Annotated in this window: 9 protein-coding genes; 7 read left to right on the top strand and 2 right to left on the bottom strand. The window is 41.8% G+C overall.

Annotated elements, in window-relative coordinates:
* Positions 1-176: 176 nt before the first annotated feature.
* On the top strand, positions 177-4325 hold the full coding sequence (locus tag ACK1I8_RS04465) for a two-component regulator propeller domain-containing protein (RefSeq protein ID WP_412468142.1): 4149 nt from the start codon (positions 177-179) through the stop codon (positions 4323-4325).
* Between the two features lie 716 nt (positions 4326-5041).
* Positions 5042-7699 carry a glycoside hydrolase family 2 TIM barrel-domain containing protein gene (locus ACK1I8_RS04470; protein ID WP_412468143.1) on the top strand — a complete coding sequence of 886 codons (2658 nt, stop codon included), beginning with the start codon at positions 5042-5044 and terminating at the stop codon, positions 7697-7699.
* Between the two features lie 195 nt (positions 7700-7894).
* On the opposite strand, the gene ACK1I8_RS04475 is transcribed toward ACK1I8_RS04470, so the two are convergent.
* On the bottom strand, positions 7895-8596 hold the full coding sequence (locus tag ACK1I8_RS04475; protein WP_412468144.1) for a hypothetical protein: 702 nt from the start codon (positions 8594-8596) through the stop codon (positions 7895-7897).
* Between the two features lie 147 nt (positions 8597-8743).
* Entirely contained in the window at positions 8744-11212 is a 2469-nt protein-coding gene (locus ACK1I8_RS04480; RefSeq protein WP_412468145.1) for a glycosyl hydrolase family 95 catalytic domain-containing protein, read from the bottom strand.
* Positions 11213-11629: 417 nt separating this feature from the next.
* Here ACK1I8_RS04480 and ACK1I8_RS04485 point away from each other — a divergent pair, with 417 nt between their 5' ends.
* The 5 genes from ACK1I8_RS04485 (at position 11630) to ACK1I8_RS04505 (ending at position 21238) form a co-directional block, all read left to right on the top strand.
* Complete coding sequence (locus ACK1I8_RS04485; RefSeq protein ID WP_412468146.1) at positions 11630-13267, top strand: alpha-L-fucosidase; 1638 nt, start codon at positions 11630-11632, stop codon at positions 13265-13267.
* A gap of 120 nt (positions 13268-13387) precedes the next feature.
* Positions 13388-15025: a glycoside hydrolase 43 family protein gene (locus ACK1I8_RS04490; RefSeq protein WP_412468147.1), complete on the top strand. Its 1638-nt coding sequence runs from the start codon at positions 13388-13390 to the stop codon at positions 15023-15025.
* 79 nt (positions 15026-15104) lie between these two features.
* Positions 15105-17156: a glycoside hydrolase 43 family protein gene (locus ACK1I8_RS04495; RefSeq protein WP_412468148.1), complete on the top strand. Its 2052-nt coding sequence runs from the start codon at positions 15105-15107 to the stop codon at positions 17154-17156.
* A 40-nt stretch (positions 17157-17196) separates the two neighbouring features.
* Positions 17197-19137, top strand: coding sequence for a glycoside hydrolase family 97 catalytic domain-containing protein (locus ACK1I8_RS04500; RefSeq protein ID WP_412468149.1), 1941 nt, complete (start codon positions 17197-17199; stop codon positions 19135-19137).
* A gap of 259 nt (positions 19138-19396) precedes the next feature.
* Positions 19397-21238, top strand: coding sequence for a beta-L-arabinofuranosidase domain-containing protein (locus ACK1I8_RS04505; protein ID WP_412468150.1), 1842 nt, complete (start codon positions 19397-19399; stop codon positions 21236-21238).
* Positions 21239-21259: the final 21 nt, after the last annotated feature.

Raw genomic sequence — 21259 nt, forward strand, 5'->3', positions numbered from 1 at the left:
TTGCGCCGACCTTGTTTTTTGAATGTGGATCCGCAAGAAGAGCACCGTGCTGGCTACCGGAATTTATTTTTTACCTGCTGTAAAGCCTTTTTTAGAAATCGTTACCATCTTATAATAAATATTGTATCTTTAATGTCCAAACATTTGTGATTTAAGGTATTCCGTTGTATTATGGAATGGCTGATCAATTAACTACACCAATGAAAAAAATGATGCGCCTTAAGCTCGCTCACTTTATTTTATGCGGAATTTTCTTTACACTTTTTTCTGGATATCCATTAAAAGCTCTTGCGCAGCAGTTCTCTAACCTTGGGATTGAACAGGGATTATCAAATAATACAGTTACCTCCATTTACAAAGATAAATTCGGGTTCATGTGGTTTGGTACCTTAGATGGCCTAAACCGATATGATGGGTACAGGTTTGAAATATTCAGACACCAGTTTGGCAATCCGAATTCGCTTCCAAATGATATCATTATGGCATTAAATGACGATTGTTTGGGAAATATATGGGTGGGTACGCAAACAGGATTAGCTATCTTAAACAATAGGACTTTAACATTTTCAACAGTTGCATTTAAAAATTTTGCGGGCAAGAAATTGCCTGTAAATGATTGGATAAATGATATTAAAAAAGATAATAAAGGAAATCTGTTTGTAGGAACAACTATTTTTGGATGCTTATTTTTCCAACCTGGATCAAAGGAAGGTGTCCAGATTCCTGTTTTAGCTAATCATAACAAAACATTTAACTACACCGTAAATGCCATCGACCTAAGTGATAAAAATAACTTTTGGGTTTCCACCGATAAGTTTGGTTTATGCCAGTATGATCATATACAAAAGGCATTTTTACCGGTATATAAACCCCATCACCCTGTGGTATCCATTCAGAACGACCGCAGGGGCAGGCTATGGGTGGGTACCGCTTCAGGAATATACCATTATCAGATCAATATAGGTAAATACGTTAAGTTTATCGCGAAAGAACAAGAGGTAAATGATGCCAAAATTACCAGTTGCTTTCTGGACCATAAAAATACTTTATGGGTAATGACTGACGGAGAAGGAATCATCAAGATTAACATGGATGGAAGTTATGCCATAGTTAAAAAGCATGATGATCGCTTCTCTTTATCGAGCAACAATTTGTATACGCTCTTTGAAGATGAACAATCAAGGAAATGGATCGGAACTTTTAGGGGAGGGATTGATATTCTCGATGCTAAAAAACACAAATTCCGTACCTATGCTAAAATTCCTCACCAAGCGAATAGCCTGGTTAGTAATTTCACATTTTCATTTTGCGAAGATAAGAATAAGGATATCTGGATCGGGACAGATGGCGGAGGACTTAGTTTATGGAAGAGAAAAACCAATTCATTTAAAAATTTCACCTACCAAAATGGGGATTTAAAGGACAATTGCATCACCAGTGTGGTTAACCACCAAAGCGAAATATACCTGTCAACTTATCGGAATGGTGTTTCGAAGTTCAATGCAGAGAACTGCAAATTTGAGGTTGTTCCGTTTTGGTCAAAAAACAAACTCCATTCCGTTTGGAAGTTATATAACGACCACAATGGCCAGCTGTGGGCTACGGTACTGCAAGGGGGAGCAAATGAAAAGGAAAAGTCTCGCTTATTTGTTTATAATGATGCACGGCACACTTTTATGCCTGCTCCATTTTCTGTGAAGGAGGATATTATTACCATTATAGATGATGATCGGGAAAACTTATGGCTCGGGAGTTTTAATGGTCTTTTACACGCCAATAAACATAAAGGAATTGATAAAACAATCCATTTAGGTACCGCAGTGAGAGCAATTTGCAAAGCACGGTCTGGAATGTTATGGGTTGGAACTTATGGGCGTGGGCTGATGTGTTATGATATTTTGAATAATAAATTCTTAAATTATACCGAAGCTAATGGTTTATGTAATAACAAGGTGCTTAACATTGAGGAAGATGAAAAGGGAAACATATGGGCCAGTACCTGCAACGGCTTAGTGAAGATAACTCCAGCGTCAGGTAAAATTCAAAATTTTTATGCAGCAGATGGCTTGCAATCAAATCAGTTTTATTTTAATGCTTCTGCCCATCTTAGTACGGGCGAGCTCATGTTTGGGGGCATCAAAGGATTTAACATTTTTTCTCCTGACAGTTTAATGGAGTCTACTGACTTTCCTCCATTGTTATTATCCGGACTGAGGGTATCCAATACCGCTATCGATACCAAAAGTGAGTTTGTACCTGGTGCCAATAATTTATATACAATCAGCAAGCTCGAGTTGCCGTATGATAAAGCGGTATTGTCTGTTGATTACGTCGCTTTGGAATACTCATTACCTGAAAAAATTAAATATGCTTATTTCCTTGAAGGAAGAGATAAAGCATGGAATGATGTCAATTCACAGCGAACGGTTAACTATTCTCATTTGAGCGAAGGCAAATACAGGCTGAAAATTAAATCTACCAATGCATCTGGACGCTGGAATAAGCAGGAGCGCGTGATTGAAATTACGGTTTTGCCGCCGTGGTACAGAACATGGTGGGCGTATATCACTTATCTGATTTTATGCTTCCTACTCATTTATGTCTACTATCTCTATCAAAAAAAACAGACAAAACTTAAATATGATATTAAATTTGAAAGAGAGCTTACTGATAAAAAGATTGAGTTTTTTACGAATATTTCGCATGAACTAAGGACGCCTATTACTTTGATTGTTGATCCGGTCAAGAAATTCTTGCAAACAAACGGAGATCACCCGGAACTGGCAGACCTCAGCACGGTATATCGCAATGCTCAGCGCCTGTTGAGTCTTGTTGATCAGTTGCTGCTTTTCCGTTGCACTGATGATGAAATTTTGGCTTTCCGGCCACAGCTTATTAATATCAGGGAGACCTGCCATGAAGTTTTTCTTTGTTTCATCAATCAGGTCAAATCCAAAGATTTACATTATCAATTCAAGAGTGCAGACGTCATAACCAACGTTTTTGCCGATCGTGAAAAGGTGGAACTGATCTTATTTAATATTCTTTCTAATGCGATAAAATACACATCGCAGCATGGATCTGTCACGCTAACCTTAAAAGAAACGGATGAGGATATTCATATTATCATTGCAGATACCGGACATGGCATTCCGAAAGATACCGGGGAAAATCTTTTTAAAAAGTTTTACAGGTTACCGCAAGATGGTCGGGAATCTGCTTTTGAAAGTGGATTTGGGATAGGACTCTACCTCGCCAAAAAATATGTGGAATTACATCACGGAGATTTAACCTATACCAGTGAAATTGGAAAAGGAACAGTTTTTTATGTGAGCCTGCCTAAAACTGTGGAAGCTGAGATTGCCATAACGCCAGAACCTGCAAAGTTCGACGGACTCTTAAACCCCATGTTGAAAGAGTTGACGATAGATAGCAGCAACCATCCCGATAAAAAGGAGCTAAAGAAAGATGCGCATGTATTGGACGTGATGAGCAGTCTGATTAGCGATAAGCCGGTTTTGCTTTTGATTGACGATGATGATGAAATGCGACGTTATATCCGGGAAATTTTAGAAGACACTTTTATCATTTTTGAAGCTGACAACACTCAAAAAGGATTCGAAACCGTTCTGGAAAATGAACCCGATATTATCGTATGCGATGTTATTATGAGCGGCATCACAGGGATGGAATTTTGTTCGAAGATAAAAGAGTCGCCCTCTTTTAGCCATATTCCGGTGATTTTACTTACTGGAAGTACTTCTCCCGAGATTAAATTAAAAGGTATTGAATGCGGTGCAGAAGATTACATTACCAAACCTTTTGAAAGTGATTTGTTAATTGCAAGAATCAAAAGTATTTTAAAAGGAAGATCCACATTAAAAAAATATTTCTTCAACGAAATTACCTTGAGAAATAATACCCTTAAGATCCCTGAAGAATTTGGTAACTTCCTGTCAAAATGCATTGCTGTTGTAGAGGCGCATCTTGACGATGAAGCGTTTTCAATGAAAATTTTTACTGAAGAAATGTGCATGACGCGCGCCACCCTTTCCCGAAAAATCAAATCTATTTCAGGACTCTCCAGTATAGAATTTATCCGATATATCAGGCTCAGAAAGAGCGCTGAACTAATGATTCAAACGGAAATGCAGATCAAAGAAGTAGCCTATCAAATCGGCTTTCAGGATCTTAAATATTTCCGTGAACAGTTCAATAAACTTTTTGGGATGAATCCATCTGATTTTATCCGTAAATACAGGAGAAAATATGCCGAAAACCAGCATTTAAATCCAGGCATTGGAAGCAAAGGGGCCAGAAGTTAACGCAGAAATGCTTGCGTATTTTTATTAAAACCATTATTTTTTATTCAGGCTCATATCCATTTATAGCTGGTTTGGTCTTGACGATCAATCGTAGTCTTGTCAAAAACATACATTTCATCGCCCGGTTGTTGAAGTTGCATAATGCTGCTATAACTTTGTCTTTTTAAGATATTAATAACTCATTCTGCTTAGTTTCTTTTTCGTATGATAGCAAAGATCATTCTGCGCCTGCTTTATGACCTAAACACCATTATCCCACTTAAATTTATGCGACTGGATTTCAGAAGTTACTGTTTTTTTAACAGCTTGTTAACGTGTCATCACCACTTTAACATCAGGTTGTAGACAGGCTCAATCTTTCATATTATATGTACATCATCCATAATGTCCAGACCCAATAATCTCGCTTAAACGATGAAATTATTCTATTATCCCCCCTTCATTGCCTCAATTGCCCCTCTTCTTTTTTAAGTATTACTGCGACATTCGCCTATCACAGAACCTCAACCAGTAGTAATTTATTCAGTTTAAATGCGAATTGATATCTTCGGACAGCAGCAAACCAACCAATGAGAGATGGTACTAAAGTAGTAACAACTCAGCCAAACATTCCTGAAACCTAATCTTTTTAGGAAGCTCACCGCGCTAAACACTTCCTTTTTGGGATAACATCTGATGCTTCAACACTGTATACTTTATATCATAAATACACAAAAATGAAACTAAACTTTTATTTCAGAAGAACTGTCGTCAAGTTCAATTCAGCTTTTTCAAAACATTTTTTTCCTAATTTCATTTTTCTTTTGCTGTTAAATTGTTTCTTAACAAAAACCAGCTTTGCACAGAAAAAACAATCTGATTATCTGATCGGGCAAACAGGCCGTACAACATTAAATTGGAACAGGGACTGGAAATTTAAGCCAGGAAAAATAGAGGACCAGGAAATAAAAAGTATTAATACCTCGCAATGGTTATCGGTTGGGATCCCGCATTCTTTTAGTATTCCTTACTTTATGTCGCCAGATTTTTATGTAGGATACGGCCATTACCAGAAACAGTTCAACCTGGAACCATGGATAAAAAAAAGCAAAAAGGTTTTTCTGGAATTTGAAGGTGTATTTCAGGAAGCAGAAATTTTTGTTAATGGTATCAAATCAGGGTCGCATAAGGGAGGGTATACCGGCTTTTCAATAGACATCAGCAAGCAACTGAAGCCCGGAAAAAATACGATTGACGTGAGAGTAAATAATCTTTGGAGGGCTAATCTGGCTCCGCGCGCCGGAGAACATGTGTTTTCGGGCGGAATTTACAGAGATGTCAAACTCATTTTTAAAGATCCGGTACACATCGACTGGTGCGGAACATCCATTAGCACCCCGGAGGTTACCAAAGAAAAGGCTAATGTTGAGGTACAAACGGAAATCAACAATACGACCGCAAAAGCACAGAAACTAAGAATAGAAACAAAGTTGTTCGATCCGGATCTCAAGCAGGTCCAGGTGATGACAATGACAACCCTGGCAAAAACCGGTATCAACAAAATCAAACAGTTATCTGCATCAATCAAAAAGCCTTTACTTTGGCACCCCGATCATCCATATCTTTATATGGCCAGCACAACGGTATATCTGAACGACAGGAAGATAGATGAGCAAAAACAATCGTTCGGCATCCGTTTCTTTCGCTGGACAGCAGATCAGGGCTTTTTTCTTAATGGTGAACACCTGTATATACGTGGCGCTAATGTTCATCAGGATCAGGCTGGCTGGGGCGATGCGGTTACCAATCGTGGTTTTTACAGAGATGTAAAAATGGTTAAAGATGCAGGCTTTAATTTTATAAGAGGCTCCCATTATCCTCACGATCCTGCATTTGCAGAGGCCTGTGATAAAATTGGACTCCTCTTCTGGTCTGAAAATAATTTTTGGGGCATAGGTGGAAGTGATCAGGCTCCTGAAGGGTACTGGAATACCAATTCGTATCCACAAAATCCATCAGACACCGCTGCCTTTAACCGGAGTGCTGAGCAGGAGCTGAAAGAAATGATCCGGATCAACAGAAATCATCCCTCAATAGTGGTATGGAGTATTTCCAATGAACCCTTTTTTACTTCCAAAAATACCTTAATTCCAATGAGGAACTTACTGAAAAAACTGGTAAAAGTGGTGCATCAGGAAGATCCGGGCAGGCCCGCTGCTGTAGGCGGTGCACAACGGCCTATCGACGATTTGCGTATTGATAAGATTGGAGATATTGCTGGTTATAATGGTGACGGAGCATCAATAGCAGCATTTCAAAATCCTGGGATTCCAAATATTATATCTGAATACGGAGGGACATTTGCAAACAGACCTGGAGAATATGACCCGGGTTGGGGAGATTTGGCCAGTGCCAATGGCGAACCCAAATATGCATGGCGCTCAGGCCAGGTGATTTGGTGCGCATTTGATCATGGCTCTATTGCAGGAGAATCGATGGCAAAGCTGGGCATCGTTGATTATTTTAGAATTCCTAAGCGTGCCTGGTATTGGTATCGCAATCACTATTTAGGCATTGCCCCTCCTGAATGGCCAAAGCCCGGAGCAGCAGCAGCACTCCGTTTAGAAGCTGATCAAAAAATTGCTGCTACAGATGGTACAGATGATGTTTTCTTAAAAGTAACCGTTGTAGATGCCGCAGGTATCCCGCTAAGCAATAGCCCGGATGTAAAATTAGAGATAGTTTCCGGACCAGGGGAATTTCCGACAGGTACAGCTATTCTTTTTAGTGAAAAAAGTGATATCCGTATTCTGGATGGACAAGCCGCTATAGCCCTTAGATCGTGGTATTCTGGTAAAACAATTATCCGGGCAACATCTCCCGGACTAAAATCTACTGAAATTAATATTGAATTTAAAGGAAGTCATGCCTATAGTCCTGAAAATAAGGTTAAAGACAGGCCTTATACCCGATTTAAAAGATCAGATCAGCAAAGGCAGCGCCAGGTTTTCGGACGAAACAATCCAACTTTTGCCAGCAGTTCCGCCGAAGGCTATAGTTCCGGGCTGGCAGCTGATGGTGAAAAGTCTTCCTGGTGGAAACCGATAGGTGATGACCGATCGCCCTATTGGATACTGGATATGGAAAAGAAAGTTGCTATCAACGAAATTCAAATTCAATTTCCTGCATCAAGGAATTATCGGTTTAAGGTAGAAGTAAGTGACGATCGTAATGAGTGGAAAATGTTGAGTGATTTTTCCCATAATCAGGAAAGTATTGATCGTCAACTTCTGGATAATTTAGATGTTTCCGGTCGGTATATTCGGATTAGCTTTATGCAACAAAGTAATATCGGTTTGGCGGATGTTTCGGTATCCGGTATGGTAAACAATTAATGAATGTTCTGACACAACTTTATGCAAAGAGGATGTCCTAAATGTCAGGGCATCTTCTTTGTCCCCGTTATTTAATGGTTCTACCTCGTTTTATGGTAGAAGAAGAAATATATGTTCAGTCAGAAACACTTGTTGTGCGGATACAAACCCAAGTTTGGAATCAGTTATTGACGGAAAAGGGGCTAAAGACGGGGATTAGTCCAGGAAAAAATGCTCCAGCAGCAACATGATACTTACCAGTAACAGCACACCGCTTACAAAAACCAAAAGAATGACCTGCCAAGCCTCCAGTTTATTAAGTAAACTATACCGGATTTGCTCCGTTTTAACGACATATACTCCATAATTTGGGAAGCCTGGGGGTGTAATTCTATTCCGTAATATCTTTGTGTTAAAATGCTGATCCAGGTAGGGTTTTAAATGGGCTATAAAAGTATCAAGTGTTTGAATATCTTGTGTACTGGAAAATGAAGCAAATGCGGCATTGCCTACCCTTATTTTGATGACGGCCGTTTTGGTCATCAGCGTAAGATAACGCAGATCTACATTTCCTAAATTCTTAATGGTAACGAGATCAGTCAGCGGAAACCGGTAGTGGTATTGCTGAAAGGAGATCTCAAGCATGTCGGATTCATCTATAATGATCGTCCAGGTTCTATCTTTGATTCGCTTTACCAGTTGCTGATGTAATAAGATCATGCTGGTCGCTGTAAGGGTTCCTGCTCCGATAGTTGCGCTAAGTGGATGAAATTGCGGAAAAAAGTGGTACAGGAGGAAAAGAAATCCGAGCATGATGACGATAGCGGGAATAAATAGCAGCAAAGCTGTTTTCCATTCGGTCCTGGCATCTAAGCCCTGAAATCTGAATTCCTTATGAGGCATCTTTTCCGCTGACATTGGCTGATCTTTCTTCCTGGTTTCAGCAATTAAAAGTAGGAAATTTTAGCAGACCTGACCTAAAAGATCTTGGCAAAACATCTGTAGCAGATATTATTTAGTGTAGATTAAAACCTCTCAGGTTTCAAAAACCTGAGAGGTTTAAATTTACCTTAGTGATGAAAAGGAGTAAATCATACCAGCTTTCGAATTGATGCTATACAGGAAGTGATCTGCTTCTTTTTTACCTGAGATGCTCATGCCTTTAATTTTAATCGCCTCACTTGTTCTGATTTTAAAGGGTTCACCCTTCAAGGATCTGATGGTTCCACTCAGGAGTTTACCTTTTTCCCATTTCAGCGAGACTTCCAATCCACCCCTGGCTTTTAAGCCTGAAATTTCGCCATCAGGCCAGGCTGAAGGCAGTGCCGGCAACAGATCGATGATGTAGGAATCTTTGCCATCAGCATTGGTGTAAGATTGCATGCTTTGCAGCAACATTTCTGTCATTCCGGATACCGCTCCAAAATTTCCATCGATCTGGAAGGGTGGATGGGCATCGAAAAGATTAGGGTAGGTGCCTCCGGCATCTGCCATGATGGTTTCGGTCTGGTAAGTAGCACGCAGTTGATTGGATAGGAGCTTATGCGCATGATCCCCATCCCTTAACCTGGCCCAGAAGTTTTCTTTCCAGGCGATAGACCAGCCGGTGCCATCATCGCCACGTAACTCCAGTGTTTTCCTGGCCGCATTGGCTAATTCTGGTGTACCCAGTGCAGTGATTTGTTTTCCGGGGTGCAGGGCAAATAAATGGGAAACGTGCCGGTGATGCGGATCGCCCGAATTCAGGTCCCAATCTTCATTCCACTCCTGGAGCTGCCCGGCCTTGCCTATTTTTAAAGGACTGATCTCATCACGTACTTTTTTCACCTGAAGCTGAAAGGTCGGGTCGTCATTTAAAGTTAATGCAGCCTGGGCTACATTGTTCAGTAAATCCCAGATGATGGATTTTTCCATTGTTGCTCCTTCAGTTACCGTTCCGCTTTTACGATCATTGGTAACAAAGTAATTTTCAGGGGAGGTAGAGGGTGAAGTTACCAGGAAACCATTTTTATCTTTGATTAAGGTTGCCATATAAAATTCTGCTGCACCTTTTAGTGTTGGATAGATGGTTTTCAGATAATTTTTGTCACGGGTAAAAGCATAGTGTTCCCAAAGGTGCTGACAAGCCCAGCCGCTTCCACCGATAAAAACACCCCAGGGGAGGTCTGCACCGGGACTTGTCCAGGCCCAGCCATTGGTGGTATAACCATAGAACCATCCCGGTGTCTGCGGACCGTAATAGGTTTTGGCGGTTTTGGTTCCGGGTACCACCAGGGCCTGCGTCAGGCGGATCATAGGCAGATGCATTTCTGACAAGTTGCTTTGTTCAGCCGGCCAGTAGTTCATCTCATAATTAATGTTTGATTTATAGTCGCATTTCCATGGTAAATCCAGTCCATCTCCCCACAAACCCTGCGAATTAGAAGGGAGCAGATTACCGGGACGGCTGGAAGATATCAGCAGGTACCGGCCATATTGATAAAAAAGTGTGGCAAAGGAAGGATCAGCCAGGCCATTGCCATAAGCCTTTAAACGTTCATTCGTAGGTAATCCCGGATCCTTATTACTGCCAAGTTCGAAACTTACCCTGCGGAAATACTGCTGATATTCATTAATGTGATCTTTCTTTAATGTCAGGTAAGGTTTATGGATTGCCCGTTCCATCCGTTGCGTTACTAAGGCATGCGGATCTTTTCCAAGGAAAAGTTTTTCATAATCAAGCGTATAAGAGGTGCCCGCCGCCATGATAATCGTTAACTCATCAGCATTAACAACTTCCAGTTCCTGCCCTGAAGCCTTCACCGAACCGCCGGTGTTTAGTACGGTAAGTTGTACTTCATAGGTTAATTTTCCGCCGGCATGGCCTGTCATAATGAGTGTATTTGGGGCAACAAAACGCGTTCTGGCATTTTCAATCCTGCTCAGCCCCAGTTTCAGGCTCAAACTACCTTTTTTAGAAGCAGTAAGCCGCTGTACTATTGCCTGATCTGCTGCACTGGAAAAGATTTCCCTTTGGTAATTTATAGCATTTACGCTAAAAGAAATACCGGCGATGGCCTGGTCGATGTTTAGCCAGCGGCGGTAATTCTCTACAGGCTTTCCTTCCGGTAACTTAAACTTCATGGTTAAATTGCCTAAGGTTTGATAGGAGGCATTGTATGGTGCAGGAGAAGTAAAATGATCGCGGGTTAGCTGTTCGGCCAATTTATAATTTTGGTTTCGTATCGTTCGCCTGATGGTGTCCAGATACTGGTAAGCATCCTTGCGGTCGGCATCAGGTTGTGGATCGCCAGACCATAGCGTGATTTCATTGAGCTGAAGCCTTTCATTAGACGGGTGACCAAAAATCATGGCACCGAACTGACCATTTCCGATCGGTAAGGCTTCTTCCCACACTTTGGCAGGCGCTGTATACCACAAGGTTTTATTGTCATAAGGTATGAGTGGAACAGTGCTTTTGGTTTGAGCGCAACTTAAGCCTATGTTAAATAATATCAAAATGCTTAGGAACCTGGTTGTATAGTTTAGTTTCATTGGAAAAATAGGGTAGGATACTTAAAATAAGTGTCCTTAAATTTATGTGTTAAATGTATTTGATCTGATTTTCAAATATAGTTTCATACCAGTATTGCGAATTTATCCGAAACCGACATTTTTTATCACTATTCCGATATTAATCGTTTTCATCAGACCGGGATGGCCTACTAAAATTCTATTATTTTTATTAAATCGATTTACTAAAAATTTTATCAGGTTTGAACTCAGTTAAAATTGAAAAAGTCGGTTTTGTACAAAATAAAGTCTTATTTGGTTAGTTTTTTTAGCATTAGGTCACTTATTTTTGGAATAACAAGTTATTTGTATAATATAAATAAATTGAACACCAAATGAACCGGGCTGAGCCATGATGATTATACGGATCGTTGTGTCTTTGCCAAAGACTAACCCAATATGAAAAGAAGAACCTTAATTAAAGGGATGGCCCTAAGCCTGTCATCACTTTATTTATCAAAAAGTTACGCCAGACACCTGATCAACGCACCTTATGCGGCAGGTCCGTTTAAACCAACCTGGGATTCACTGGCCAAATATAAAGTGCCTGAATGGTTCCGCGATGCCAAGTTTGGCATGTGGGCACACTGGGGGCCCCAGTGTCAGCCGGAATTTGGCGATTGGTATGCCCGCGAAATGTACATGGAAGGCGGACATAAATATAAATATCACCTCGAAAAATATGGTCACCCTTCTAAATTCGGTTTTAAAGACATTATTAACGAGTGGAAGGCCGATCAATGGGATCCTGAAGAACTGGTAGGGCTTTACAAAAAAGCGGGTGCCAAGTATTTTATGGCCATGGCCAACCATCACGACAATTTTGATATGTATGACAGTACCTATCAGAAATGGAATTCTACCCGCATGGGACCTAAAAAGGATATTATCGGTGGCTGGGCCAAAGCGGCTAAAAACCACGATCTGCGTTTCGGAGTAAGCGTTCATGCAGCGCATGCCTGGAGCTGGATGGAAACCGCCCAGCGTGCCGACAAGCAAGGCCCTATGGCCGGCATCCCTTACGATGGTAACCTCACCAAAGCAGATGGTAAAGGTACATGGTGGGAAGGAGAAGATCCGCAGGAACTTTATGCGCAAAGACACCCTTTAAGTAAAAACAGTGAAGATAATGGTATGATCCATAGCCAGTGGGCCTGGGGCAATGGTGCTTCAATACCTTCAAAAGCTTATTGCGAAAAATTTTATAAACGTACTATCGAACTTTTGGATAAATATGGCGCGGATGCGATTTATTTCGATGATACCATTTTGCCATTATATCCAATCAGCGATGTAGGGCTAAGGATTGCTGCACACATGTACAATCAGAGCATAAAAAAACATGGCAAACTGGAAGCCGTATTGTTTGGTAAGGTGCTAAACGAGGAACAACGTAAGTGTATGGTTTGGGATATCGAAAGAGGCCAGACAAACGGCATCGAAAAAGAACCTTTTCAAACCGATACCTGTATCGGGGCATGGCATTACGACCGTCCTTTTTATGATAATAATTGGTATAAGGATGCTAAAACCGTTATTCATATGTTATTGGATATCGTGAGCAAAAACGGTAACCTGATGTTAAATATCCCGGTAAGGGGAAATGGTACGATAGATGATAAAGAACGAACCGTAGTGGAAGGCATTGCCGACTGGATGCAAAGGAACAGTGAATGCATTTATAGTACACGTCCGTGGACCATCTTTGGAGAAGGCCCGGCTCTTGCATCCACTAAACCACTTAATATGCAGGGATTTAATGAAGGCAGTGTAATACCATTTGGTTCGCAGGATTTCCGATTTACCACCAAAGGTAAAGACCTGTATGCAGCAATGCTGGGCTGGCCTACCGACCGGACAACCATCGTCAAAAGTTTAGCTGCCGGTAAAGCTGGCCAGGTACAGAAGGTTAGCCTGTTGGGTTATCCAGGGGCAATCGAATTTGAACAAGGCAGTGCGGGCTTAAAAATCACGGTACCGGAGCAGGCACCGGGCTCCATTGCCTATGTATTTAAAATTCATGGCGCTATTGCCTAAATAGGATTTGCTGCCCAAATGGGTTGGTTATTCCTCCATCCTGGAATGTAAGGAGCCAGATCACATTTTTACTCATTAAATTGTTAAAACACATCATTCATACACTATCTTGGTGTATGAATGACTTACCAAAGTCGCTATATGATTGCTAATGAAGTGATACGGAAGCGTGTGATGATGCTGCTTTTCGTGACGCTATGTTTATATACTTTTACTTTTGCACAATCTCCGGTTGCAGCACCCGCCTGGGGCAATTGGACCCATTGGGGAGATCAGGGCGATGGCACTTACCGCAACCCTGTTTTACCTGGCGATTACAGCGACGTCGATTGCATTCGCGTTGGCGATAACTACTATGCTGTTTCTTCTACTTTTCAATATTCACCAGGATTTGTGATCCTGAAATCGAAAGATCTGGTAAACTGGCAGATACTGGGGCATGCTGTTAAAGATATTAGTACTATTTCGCCTGCCATGAACTATACGCAGATGAACCGTTACGGAAAAGGAATCTGGGCAGGTGCCATCCGTTATCATAACAAACGTTTCTGGATTTATTTTGGCGATCCGGACGAAGGTTATTTTATGAGTTCTGCCGCTAAACCAGAAGGGCCATGGGAACCTTTGCATCGTGTTTGGGCTGAAAAAGGTTGGGACGATTGCTGTCCTTTCTGGGATGAAGATGGCCAGGGCTATCTCATCGGAACCCACTTTGCTGATGGCTATAAAATTCATCTTTTTAAAATGACAGCTGATGGCAAGTCGCTGATCAAAGATTCAGATCAGGTAATTTATCAATCACATGGGAGCGAAGCCAATAAGCTGTACAAAATCAATGGCTATTATTATCATCTTTTCAGTGAGGTGCGCAACAATGTTCGCGTTTTAATGATGGAAAAGGCTAAAAATATCCGGGGTCCTTATGAAGGACCACGACAGCTTAGCGAAGGGCAGCCTGAATTTAATGAACCCAATCAGGGCGGATTGGTACAGACCCAAACGGGTGGCTGGTACTTCTTAACCCACCATGGTTCTGGCGATTGGTCAGGACGGATTTTAAGTCTGCTGCCTGTAACCTGGATGGAGGAGTGGCCGGTAATCGGCAAGCCCAATGCTGCTGGCATTGGCGAAATGGTATGGTCGGCACCGATGCCGGTAAAATCAACCCGCAAAATATATCCGCAAAGCAGTGATGATTTTAATGCCAAAACGCTTCAGCCTCAATGGGAGTGGAACTACCAGCCCAAAAAAGATCAATGGTCTTTATCCGAAAGAAAAGGCTGGTTGCGTTTACATGCCTTTAAACCGCTAAAAGATCATATTCTTTCTGCCGGCAATACCATTACACAACGGGTTTACCGCACCTCGGAAAATACCGTTACCGTAAAGTTTGATCTCCGTGGAATGGCTGATGGCCAGAAGGCAGGTTTATCTCATTTTGGTGCGCCCGATTATGCTACACTCGGCTTTGAATGTACCGGTGGGACTAAAAAACTATCTTTTACAACGAAAGACCAGTTTTTACCTGGCCCTGAAATTCCGGAAAATGAAGTTTGGATCCGCTCAGTTTGGGGACTTGACGGTAAGAGTACCTTTAGTTACAGTACTGATGGCAAAACATTTAAACCTTTTGGTGAGCCTTACCAGCTTCGCTGGGGATCATACCGGGGAGACCGGATTGCCATTTTCAATTACAATCCTCTTGGCAAAGGCGGTTATATAGATGTCGATTACCTTCATTATGATTATGATAAATAAAATATTAAGCTCCCTAAAATACCCTATACTTTTTATTCAACGGTATGTTAGCCGATTATTAAAACTGAGCTGCTGTGCTTTGCTATTCATTTTAAATACTTCAGGCCTTTATGCCCAAAGTTCGTGGACAGCAGATAATGGAAATGGTACCTATACCAATCCGCTTTTTTATGATGAGTTTTCCGATCCCGATCTCATTCGTGTAGGGAATGATTTTTACCTCACCGGTACCACCATGCACAGCGTGCCCGGATTACCGGTGCTGCATTCAAAAGACCTGGTTAACTGGAAAGTGATCAGTTATGCGATGGATCGTTTTAACCTCGGGGAAGAATTTGACCTGACCAATGACAAGGAAGCGTATGGACAAGGAATATGGGCTCCATGCATCAGGCATCATAATGGTGTTTTTTATATCTTTTCCAACGTGAATCGCCATGGTTTACAGGTTTTTACAGCTTCCAATCCCGCCGGTCCATGGAAACAGCATCAGCTTAAACGCCATATCTACGACCTTTCTGTTTTGTTTGAAAATGATAAAATCTATGTCGTTTATGGCGTTGGAGAAATTAAACTGATTGAGTTGAAACCTGACCTCAGCGGTTTTGTAGAAGGCAGCGATCGGGTGATCATCCCCAGGGGGAACGCCATGGGTGAAGGTAATCACCTTTACAAAATTAATAATAAATATTACATCACCAATGCCGATAACGGCCGTTTGCAATGCGCCAGGGCTACAGATATACGCGGCCCTTATGAAACTACTGTAGTAAGTGCTAAAGAAACCATGGGGACCTCACTTGGCTGGTTTACCCAGAATATGTGGTTAGATTCTGCTCTACCTGCGGCCGATGCAAAACTAAGCATGGTAAAACAGAGCGATCAGCTTTTTGCTTCTGTACCCATGCATCAGGGGGGCATTGTCGATCTGCCGAATGGTGAGTGGTGGGGCTTTTCGATGATGGATTTTCGGTCGGTAGGCCGTACAACCTTTCTCTCTCCGGTAACCTGGAAAGAGGGATGGCCGTTTTTTGGCATTGAAGGTAATTTGGGCCGATCGCCGCGAACCTGGTTTAAACCCAATGTAACCAAACCCGATCGTCCGCAGGCACCATACGTCAGAAATGACGATTTTAATGGCCCTCAACTGGCTTCTGCCTGGCAATGGAACCATAATCCTGTTGATCGTAAATGGCAGTTAAAGGGGGGAAGTCTTCGCCTGCATACCTTACCGGCCAAAGATTTCCTTTGGGCAAGAAATACCCTGACCCAGCGGGGTGTAGGGCCGGAATCTGAGGCTACGGTTGAATTGAATGGTCAGCAACTTAAAGATGGCGATATCGCCGGTTTGGGTTTGATGAACATTCCTTACGCCTGGATCGGTATCCTGCGGGAGGGGAACCGTTATCTGTTCAGAATGTTTGATCAGTATCAGCAAAAAACAATTGAAAAACCCTTAACATCTCCGCGGATTTTCCTGCGTGCTTTTGGCAATTTCGACGATGATATTGCACAGTTGAGCTATAGCCTGGATGGAAAAACATTTGAAAAAATTGGCGACAGCATCCGGTTACCTTACCAGTTGAAGACCTTTCAGGGTACCCGATATGCGCTTTTTGCCTACAATACCAAAGGTACCGCAGGTGGCTATGCACAGTTTAAAAATTTTACTTTGAAAGAACCTCTTGCAGACCGTACCAAAAATCTGCCTGTAGGTAAAGTGATTACCTTGACCAATCTGGCTGATCGCCGCCAGGCCTGGGCCAATCCACATGGAATGCTTTGTCCCGGCAGAAATTTTTCTCAAGAAAACGATGTCAATTACCAGTTCAGGGTATTGGATCGAGGCCAGGGAAAAGTAGCCCTACAGGCCCTCAACGGAACCGGTTTTCTGACGATTACCAGCATGGGTTTATCTGCCGATGTGAGGTTAATCAAAGAAGAAACACCTGGTAGCCTGTTTGTTTGGCAGGATATGTTGAGGGGGCAGTGTATGCTGCTGTCTTTAAAGACCAACCGTTTTGTAGGCCTGGATCCGCATACAGGAGAATTATACGGTGCTGATTGGCCAGGCACTTTGCCCAACCGTAAAGACGGAACCGTTTTCAGCTGGCAATTGGTGAATGAATAACATTCAGTAGGATACCTTAAAATTACAAAACACAAATCAAATGATACAAAGAAAGTCCTTTATCCTTTATCTTCTGATCTCTTCACTTTGCTGCAGCATCACTTACGCACAAAAAGGCCAGTCTTACCCTATCACTTCTCCTAATGGGAAAATCAAACTGGTGCTGGAATATCGTCAACAGATAAAGGCCGACAGTACTTCATCCGCAAAATTTGATATATATTATTGGACCAATGGAAAATGGACACCGATTCTTTCGGATACCGAAATCGGTATCGTAACCCAAAAGGAGCAATTTAGAAACCTGACCTTAAAAAAAGCCGGATCTGTTAAACGGCTGAACACCCGCTATGAAATGGTAAGCGGTAAAAGAAAGCTTTGCCGCAACCAGGCAAATGAAAGCAGCTATACCTTCGTTAATGCAAATGGAAAAGCACTAAATGTAGTTTTTAGGGTGTATAACGATGGTGTCGCTTTCCGGTACGAATTTCCAAAATGGTCAGATCAGCCGGTTCATATCGAAGATGAATATACCACCTTTAACATCCCTGCTCAGACGGATCGCTGGGCACAGTCCTATGATCCGGGTTATGAAGATTTTTATCCCTATAGTAATAACGGTAAAGGAGAAAAAAGCCAGGAGTGGTCTTACCCTGCCTTGTTTAAGCATAAACAGGCACCGGTGTGGTATCTGATTTCTGAAGCCGGAAATAGTGAATTTAATGCCGCTTCCAGGTTAGTGAACAATAAAGATGTTAACCGGTACAAAATCAGTTACTCGGCAGGACGGAAAAGTTTTCCGCAACAAGGAGACATCAGCAATTTGCCCTGGAAGTCGCAGTGGCATACCGTGATGATCGGAAGCCTGGCAACTGTGGTAGAATCTACCCTGATTACTGATGTTAGTGAACCAAGTCGTATTGCACAAAAAGACTGGATCAAACCCGGCGCGGTGGCCTGGATTTACTGGGCTTACAACCATGGATCTAAAGACTATCAAAAAGCGGTGGAATATACCAACCTGGCCAAGGCGATGAACTGGCCTTATGTGCTGATCGACTGGGAATGGGATGTAATGAGCAATGGCGGAAAATTGGAAGATGCAATTAATTATGCCAAATTGGAAGGGATTAAACCGATGATCTGGTACAATTCGGGTACTACAGATTGGTCTAACGCTACACCAATTGATAGAATGCGTACGCGCGATAAACGTTTAAAAGAATTTGAATGGTTAAATAAAATCGGGGTTTACGGAATCAAGGTAGACTTCTTTGCAGGCGATCAGCAGGATATGATGAAGTTGTATCTTGATATTTTAAAAGATGCTGCAGAACACCATTTGATGGTTAATTTCCATGGTGCAACCATTCCGCGCGGCTGGTCTAGAACCTACCCAAACCTGATGAGTGTGGAAGCAGTTTTTGGCGCTGAATGGTATAATAATGGAGATGTAATGACCAGCAAAGCCGCGGTACACAATACCACCTTGCCTTTTACCAGAAACGTAATCGGTCCTATGGATTATACCCCGGTTACTTTTTCCAACAGTCAACATCCACATATCACTTCTTATGGCCATGAACTGGCGCTTTCGGTTGTCTTTGAATCGGCCTTGCAACATTTTGCAGACCGCCCTGAAGCTTACTATGCACTGCCTGATGCGCCAAAAAACTTCTTGAAAACCGTGCCTACGGCCTGGGATGAAACACGCTTATTAAGTGGGTTTCCTGGAAAAAATGTAGTAATGGCAAGAAAACGTGGTACCAAATGGTACATTGGTGGATTGAATGGGCAGGAAGATGCCAGAGTACTTGAATTTAATTTAGATTTTTTAAACAAAAAGCAAGCAAACATCAAGATTATCCGGGATGGTGAAAATGATAAATCTTTTAAGACAGAAACTCAAGCATGGCGTAAAGGAAAGCCGGTTAAAATTAATTGCCTGCCACGTGGTGGTTTTGTAGCGGTGGTAGAATAAACTATTGAACGACAATTGACAGAATCCCTAAAAAAGCCATCTCGCAATGACGATCCCCAGAGAGGTTTATTCCGATTAATGCTACTATCACTCATATTGATTCGTATATAATAAATGATCTCTCGCGATAACAATTTTATGCTTATGATACAACTTTGAGGGCGAACCTTTACTGAATATTTAAGAATCGAACTGTGTTTAATAAGAAACATCATTTTAATTGCTGATGATAGCTTTAAAAAAAAGAATTTTAAAAAAAATGAGTTCTGGAATAATCATACTTTCATTAATGTATTTATTCCAGTCGGAAAAAATCTACGCGCAAACGACCCGTCATGCGCCAGGCGTTTCTGTATTTCAGGCTAATGATGTTCGATTAGACCCTTCGTGGATAAAAAACCGCGAAGAATTAAATGCCAGCTATCTTTTAACACTTGATCCGGATCGACTGCTGCATAATTTTAAAATCAATGCCGGCCTCCCTTCTAAAGCCAAGCCTTTAGGCGGATGGGAGGCGCCAGCCATTGGTCTTCGCGGGCATTTTACCGGCCATTACCTTTCTGCAGTTTCACTTTTGGTAGAGCAGCATAAAAACCCCTTATTGCATCAAAGACTAATTTATATGGTTGATGAATTATATAAATGCCAGCAATCTTTAGGTAAAGGTTACCTGAGTGCTTTTCCGGAACGTGATTTTGATACCCTCGAAAAAACATTTGGTAATGTATGGGCACCTTATTATACCTACCATAAAATTATGCAGGGACTTTTAGATGTTTATATGCACACCGGAAATAAAAAGGCTTATGATATGGTTAATCAAATGGCAAGTTATGTGCAAAACCGAATGGCACGGCTGGATCCACAAAGCATTGAAAAGATCTTATATACGGTTGGTGCTAATCCGGGCAATGAAGTAGGTCCGATGAACGAGGTGATGTATAATCTGTATCAGGTCTCTCATAAGCCTGAACACCTCGCACTGGCAAAACTATTTGATAGGGACTGGTTTTTTCATCCGCTGGCCGAAAATCAGAATATCCTTTCAGGGCTGCACTCCAATACCCATCTGGTACTGGTAAACGGTTTTGCACAACGTGCGGTTACTACGGGTGAAACTGCTTATCTGGATGCTGCAAAGAATTTCTGGAACATGCTGATTAAACATCATGCCTATGCCAATGGTTCCAGCAGCGGCCCGCGGCCAAATGTAACCAGCCCAACGTCACTTACGGCAGAACATTGGGGTGTTCCAGATCATTTGAGCAGCACCATGACCAGAGAAATTGCCGAATCCTGCGTATCTCATAATAGTCAAAAATTAACCAGTTATCTGTTTTGCCAGGATCAACAACCTGCTTATGCCGAAACCTATATGAATACTTTCTATAATTCGGTAATGGCTCTACAAAACGGAAATACAGGCGCAGTAGTGTACCATTTGCCGCTCGGTTCGCCAAGAGAAAAGAAATTTTTAAAAGAAGACGATTTCAGGTGCTGTAACGGAACTTCTATTGAAGCTTTTGCATCGCTAAATAAAGGGATTTATTATCATGACAACCATTCCTTATGGATCAACCTGTATGTGCCTTCTACTTTAAACTGGAAAGAACAGAAATTTGCACTTCAACAGGAAGGTAATTTTCCTGCTGATTCAACAATTACATTCACCATCAAATCTACTAAAGCAAAAGCATTAAGATTAAATTTTCTTATCCCCAGCTGGTCTGAAGGGACAGCGGTTTATATCAATGGAAAGCTTGAGCCTAATAGCCCGGGTGCCGGTACTTATGTGTGCTTAAACCGCAGTTGGAAAGCTGGCGACCAGATCAAACTGGTTTTGCACTACCGTTTTCACCTTAAAGCCATGCCTGATGATGAAAATGTATTTGCCATTTTCTATGGTCCAACGCTTTTGGCAGCAGAAACAGATGCGGAATTTGTTTTAAAAGGTTCTAAACAGGAAATCCTGAAAAGCCTGAATCGTGAGGGGAAGAATATTTTCAAACTTCGTAACGCTGATAATAACTTTACACTGCGTCCACTTTATGAGATCACTAATCAGCCATATGGCGTATATGCAACTTTGCGTAATTATTGATCTGCATGTTTAAGTTTTTGC

The organism is Pedobacter sp. KLB.chiD (genome assembly GCF_047040275.1).
Lineage (GTDB): Bacteria > Bacteroidota > Bacteroidia > Sphingobacteriales > Sphingobacteriaceae > Pedobacter.

Coding starts and splice junctions, on each gene's coding strand:
- ACK1I8_RS04490 (WP_412468147.1), top strand. CDS start 13,388: ATGACTTACCAAAGTCGCTATATGATTGCTAATGAAGTGATACGGAAG.
- ACK1I8_RS04475 (WP_412468144.1), bottom strand. CDS start 8,596: ATGTCAGCGGAAAAGATGCCTCATAAGGAATTCAGATTTCAGGGCTTA.
- ACK1I8_RS04480 (WP_412468145.1), bottom strand. CDS start 11,212: ATGAAACTAAACTATACAACCAGGTTCCTAAGCATTTTGATATTATTT.
- ACK1I8_RS04465 (WP_412468142.1), top strand. CDS start 177: ATGGCTGATCAATTAACTACACCAATGAAAAAAATGATGCGCCTTAAG.
- ACK1I8_RS04485 (WP_412468146.1), top strand. CDS start 11,630: ATGAAAAGAAGAACCTTAATTAAAGGGATGGCCCTAAGCCTGTCATCA.
- ACK1I8_RS04500 (WP_412468149.1), top strand. CDS start 17,197: ATGATACAAAGAAAGTCCTTTATCCTTTATCTTCTGATCTCTTCACTT.
- ACK1I8_RS04505 (WP_412468150.1), top strand. CDS start 19,397: ATGAGTTCTGGAATAATCATACTTTCATTAATGTATTTATTCCAGTCG.
- ACK1I8_RS04470 (WP_412468143.1), top strand. CDS start 5,042: ATGAAACTAAACTTTTATTTCAGAAGAACTGTCGTCAAGTTCAATTCA.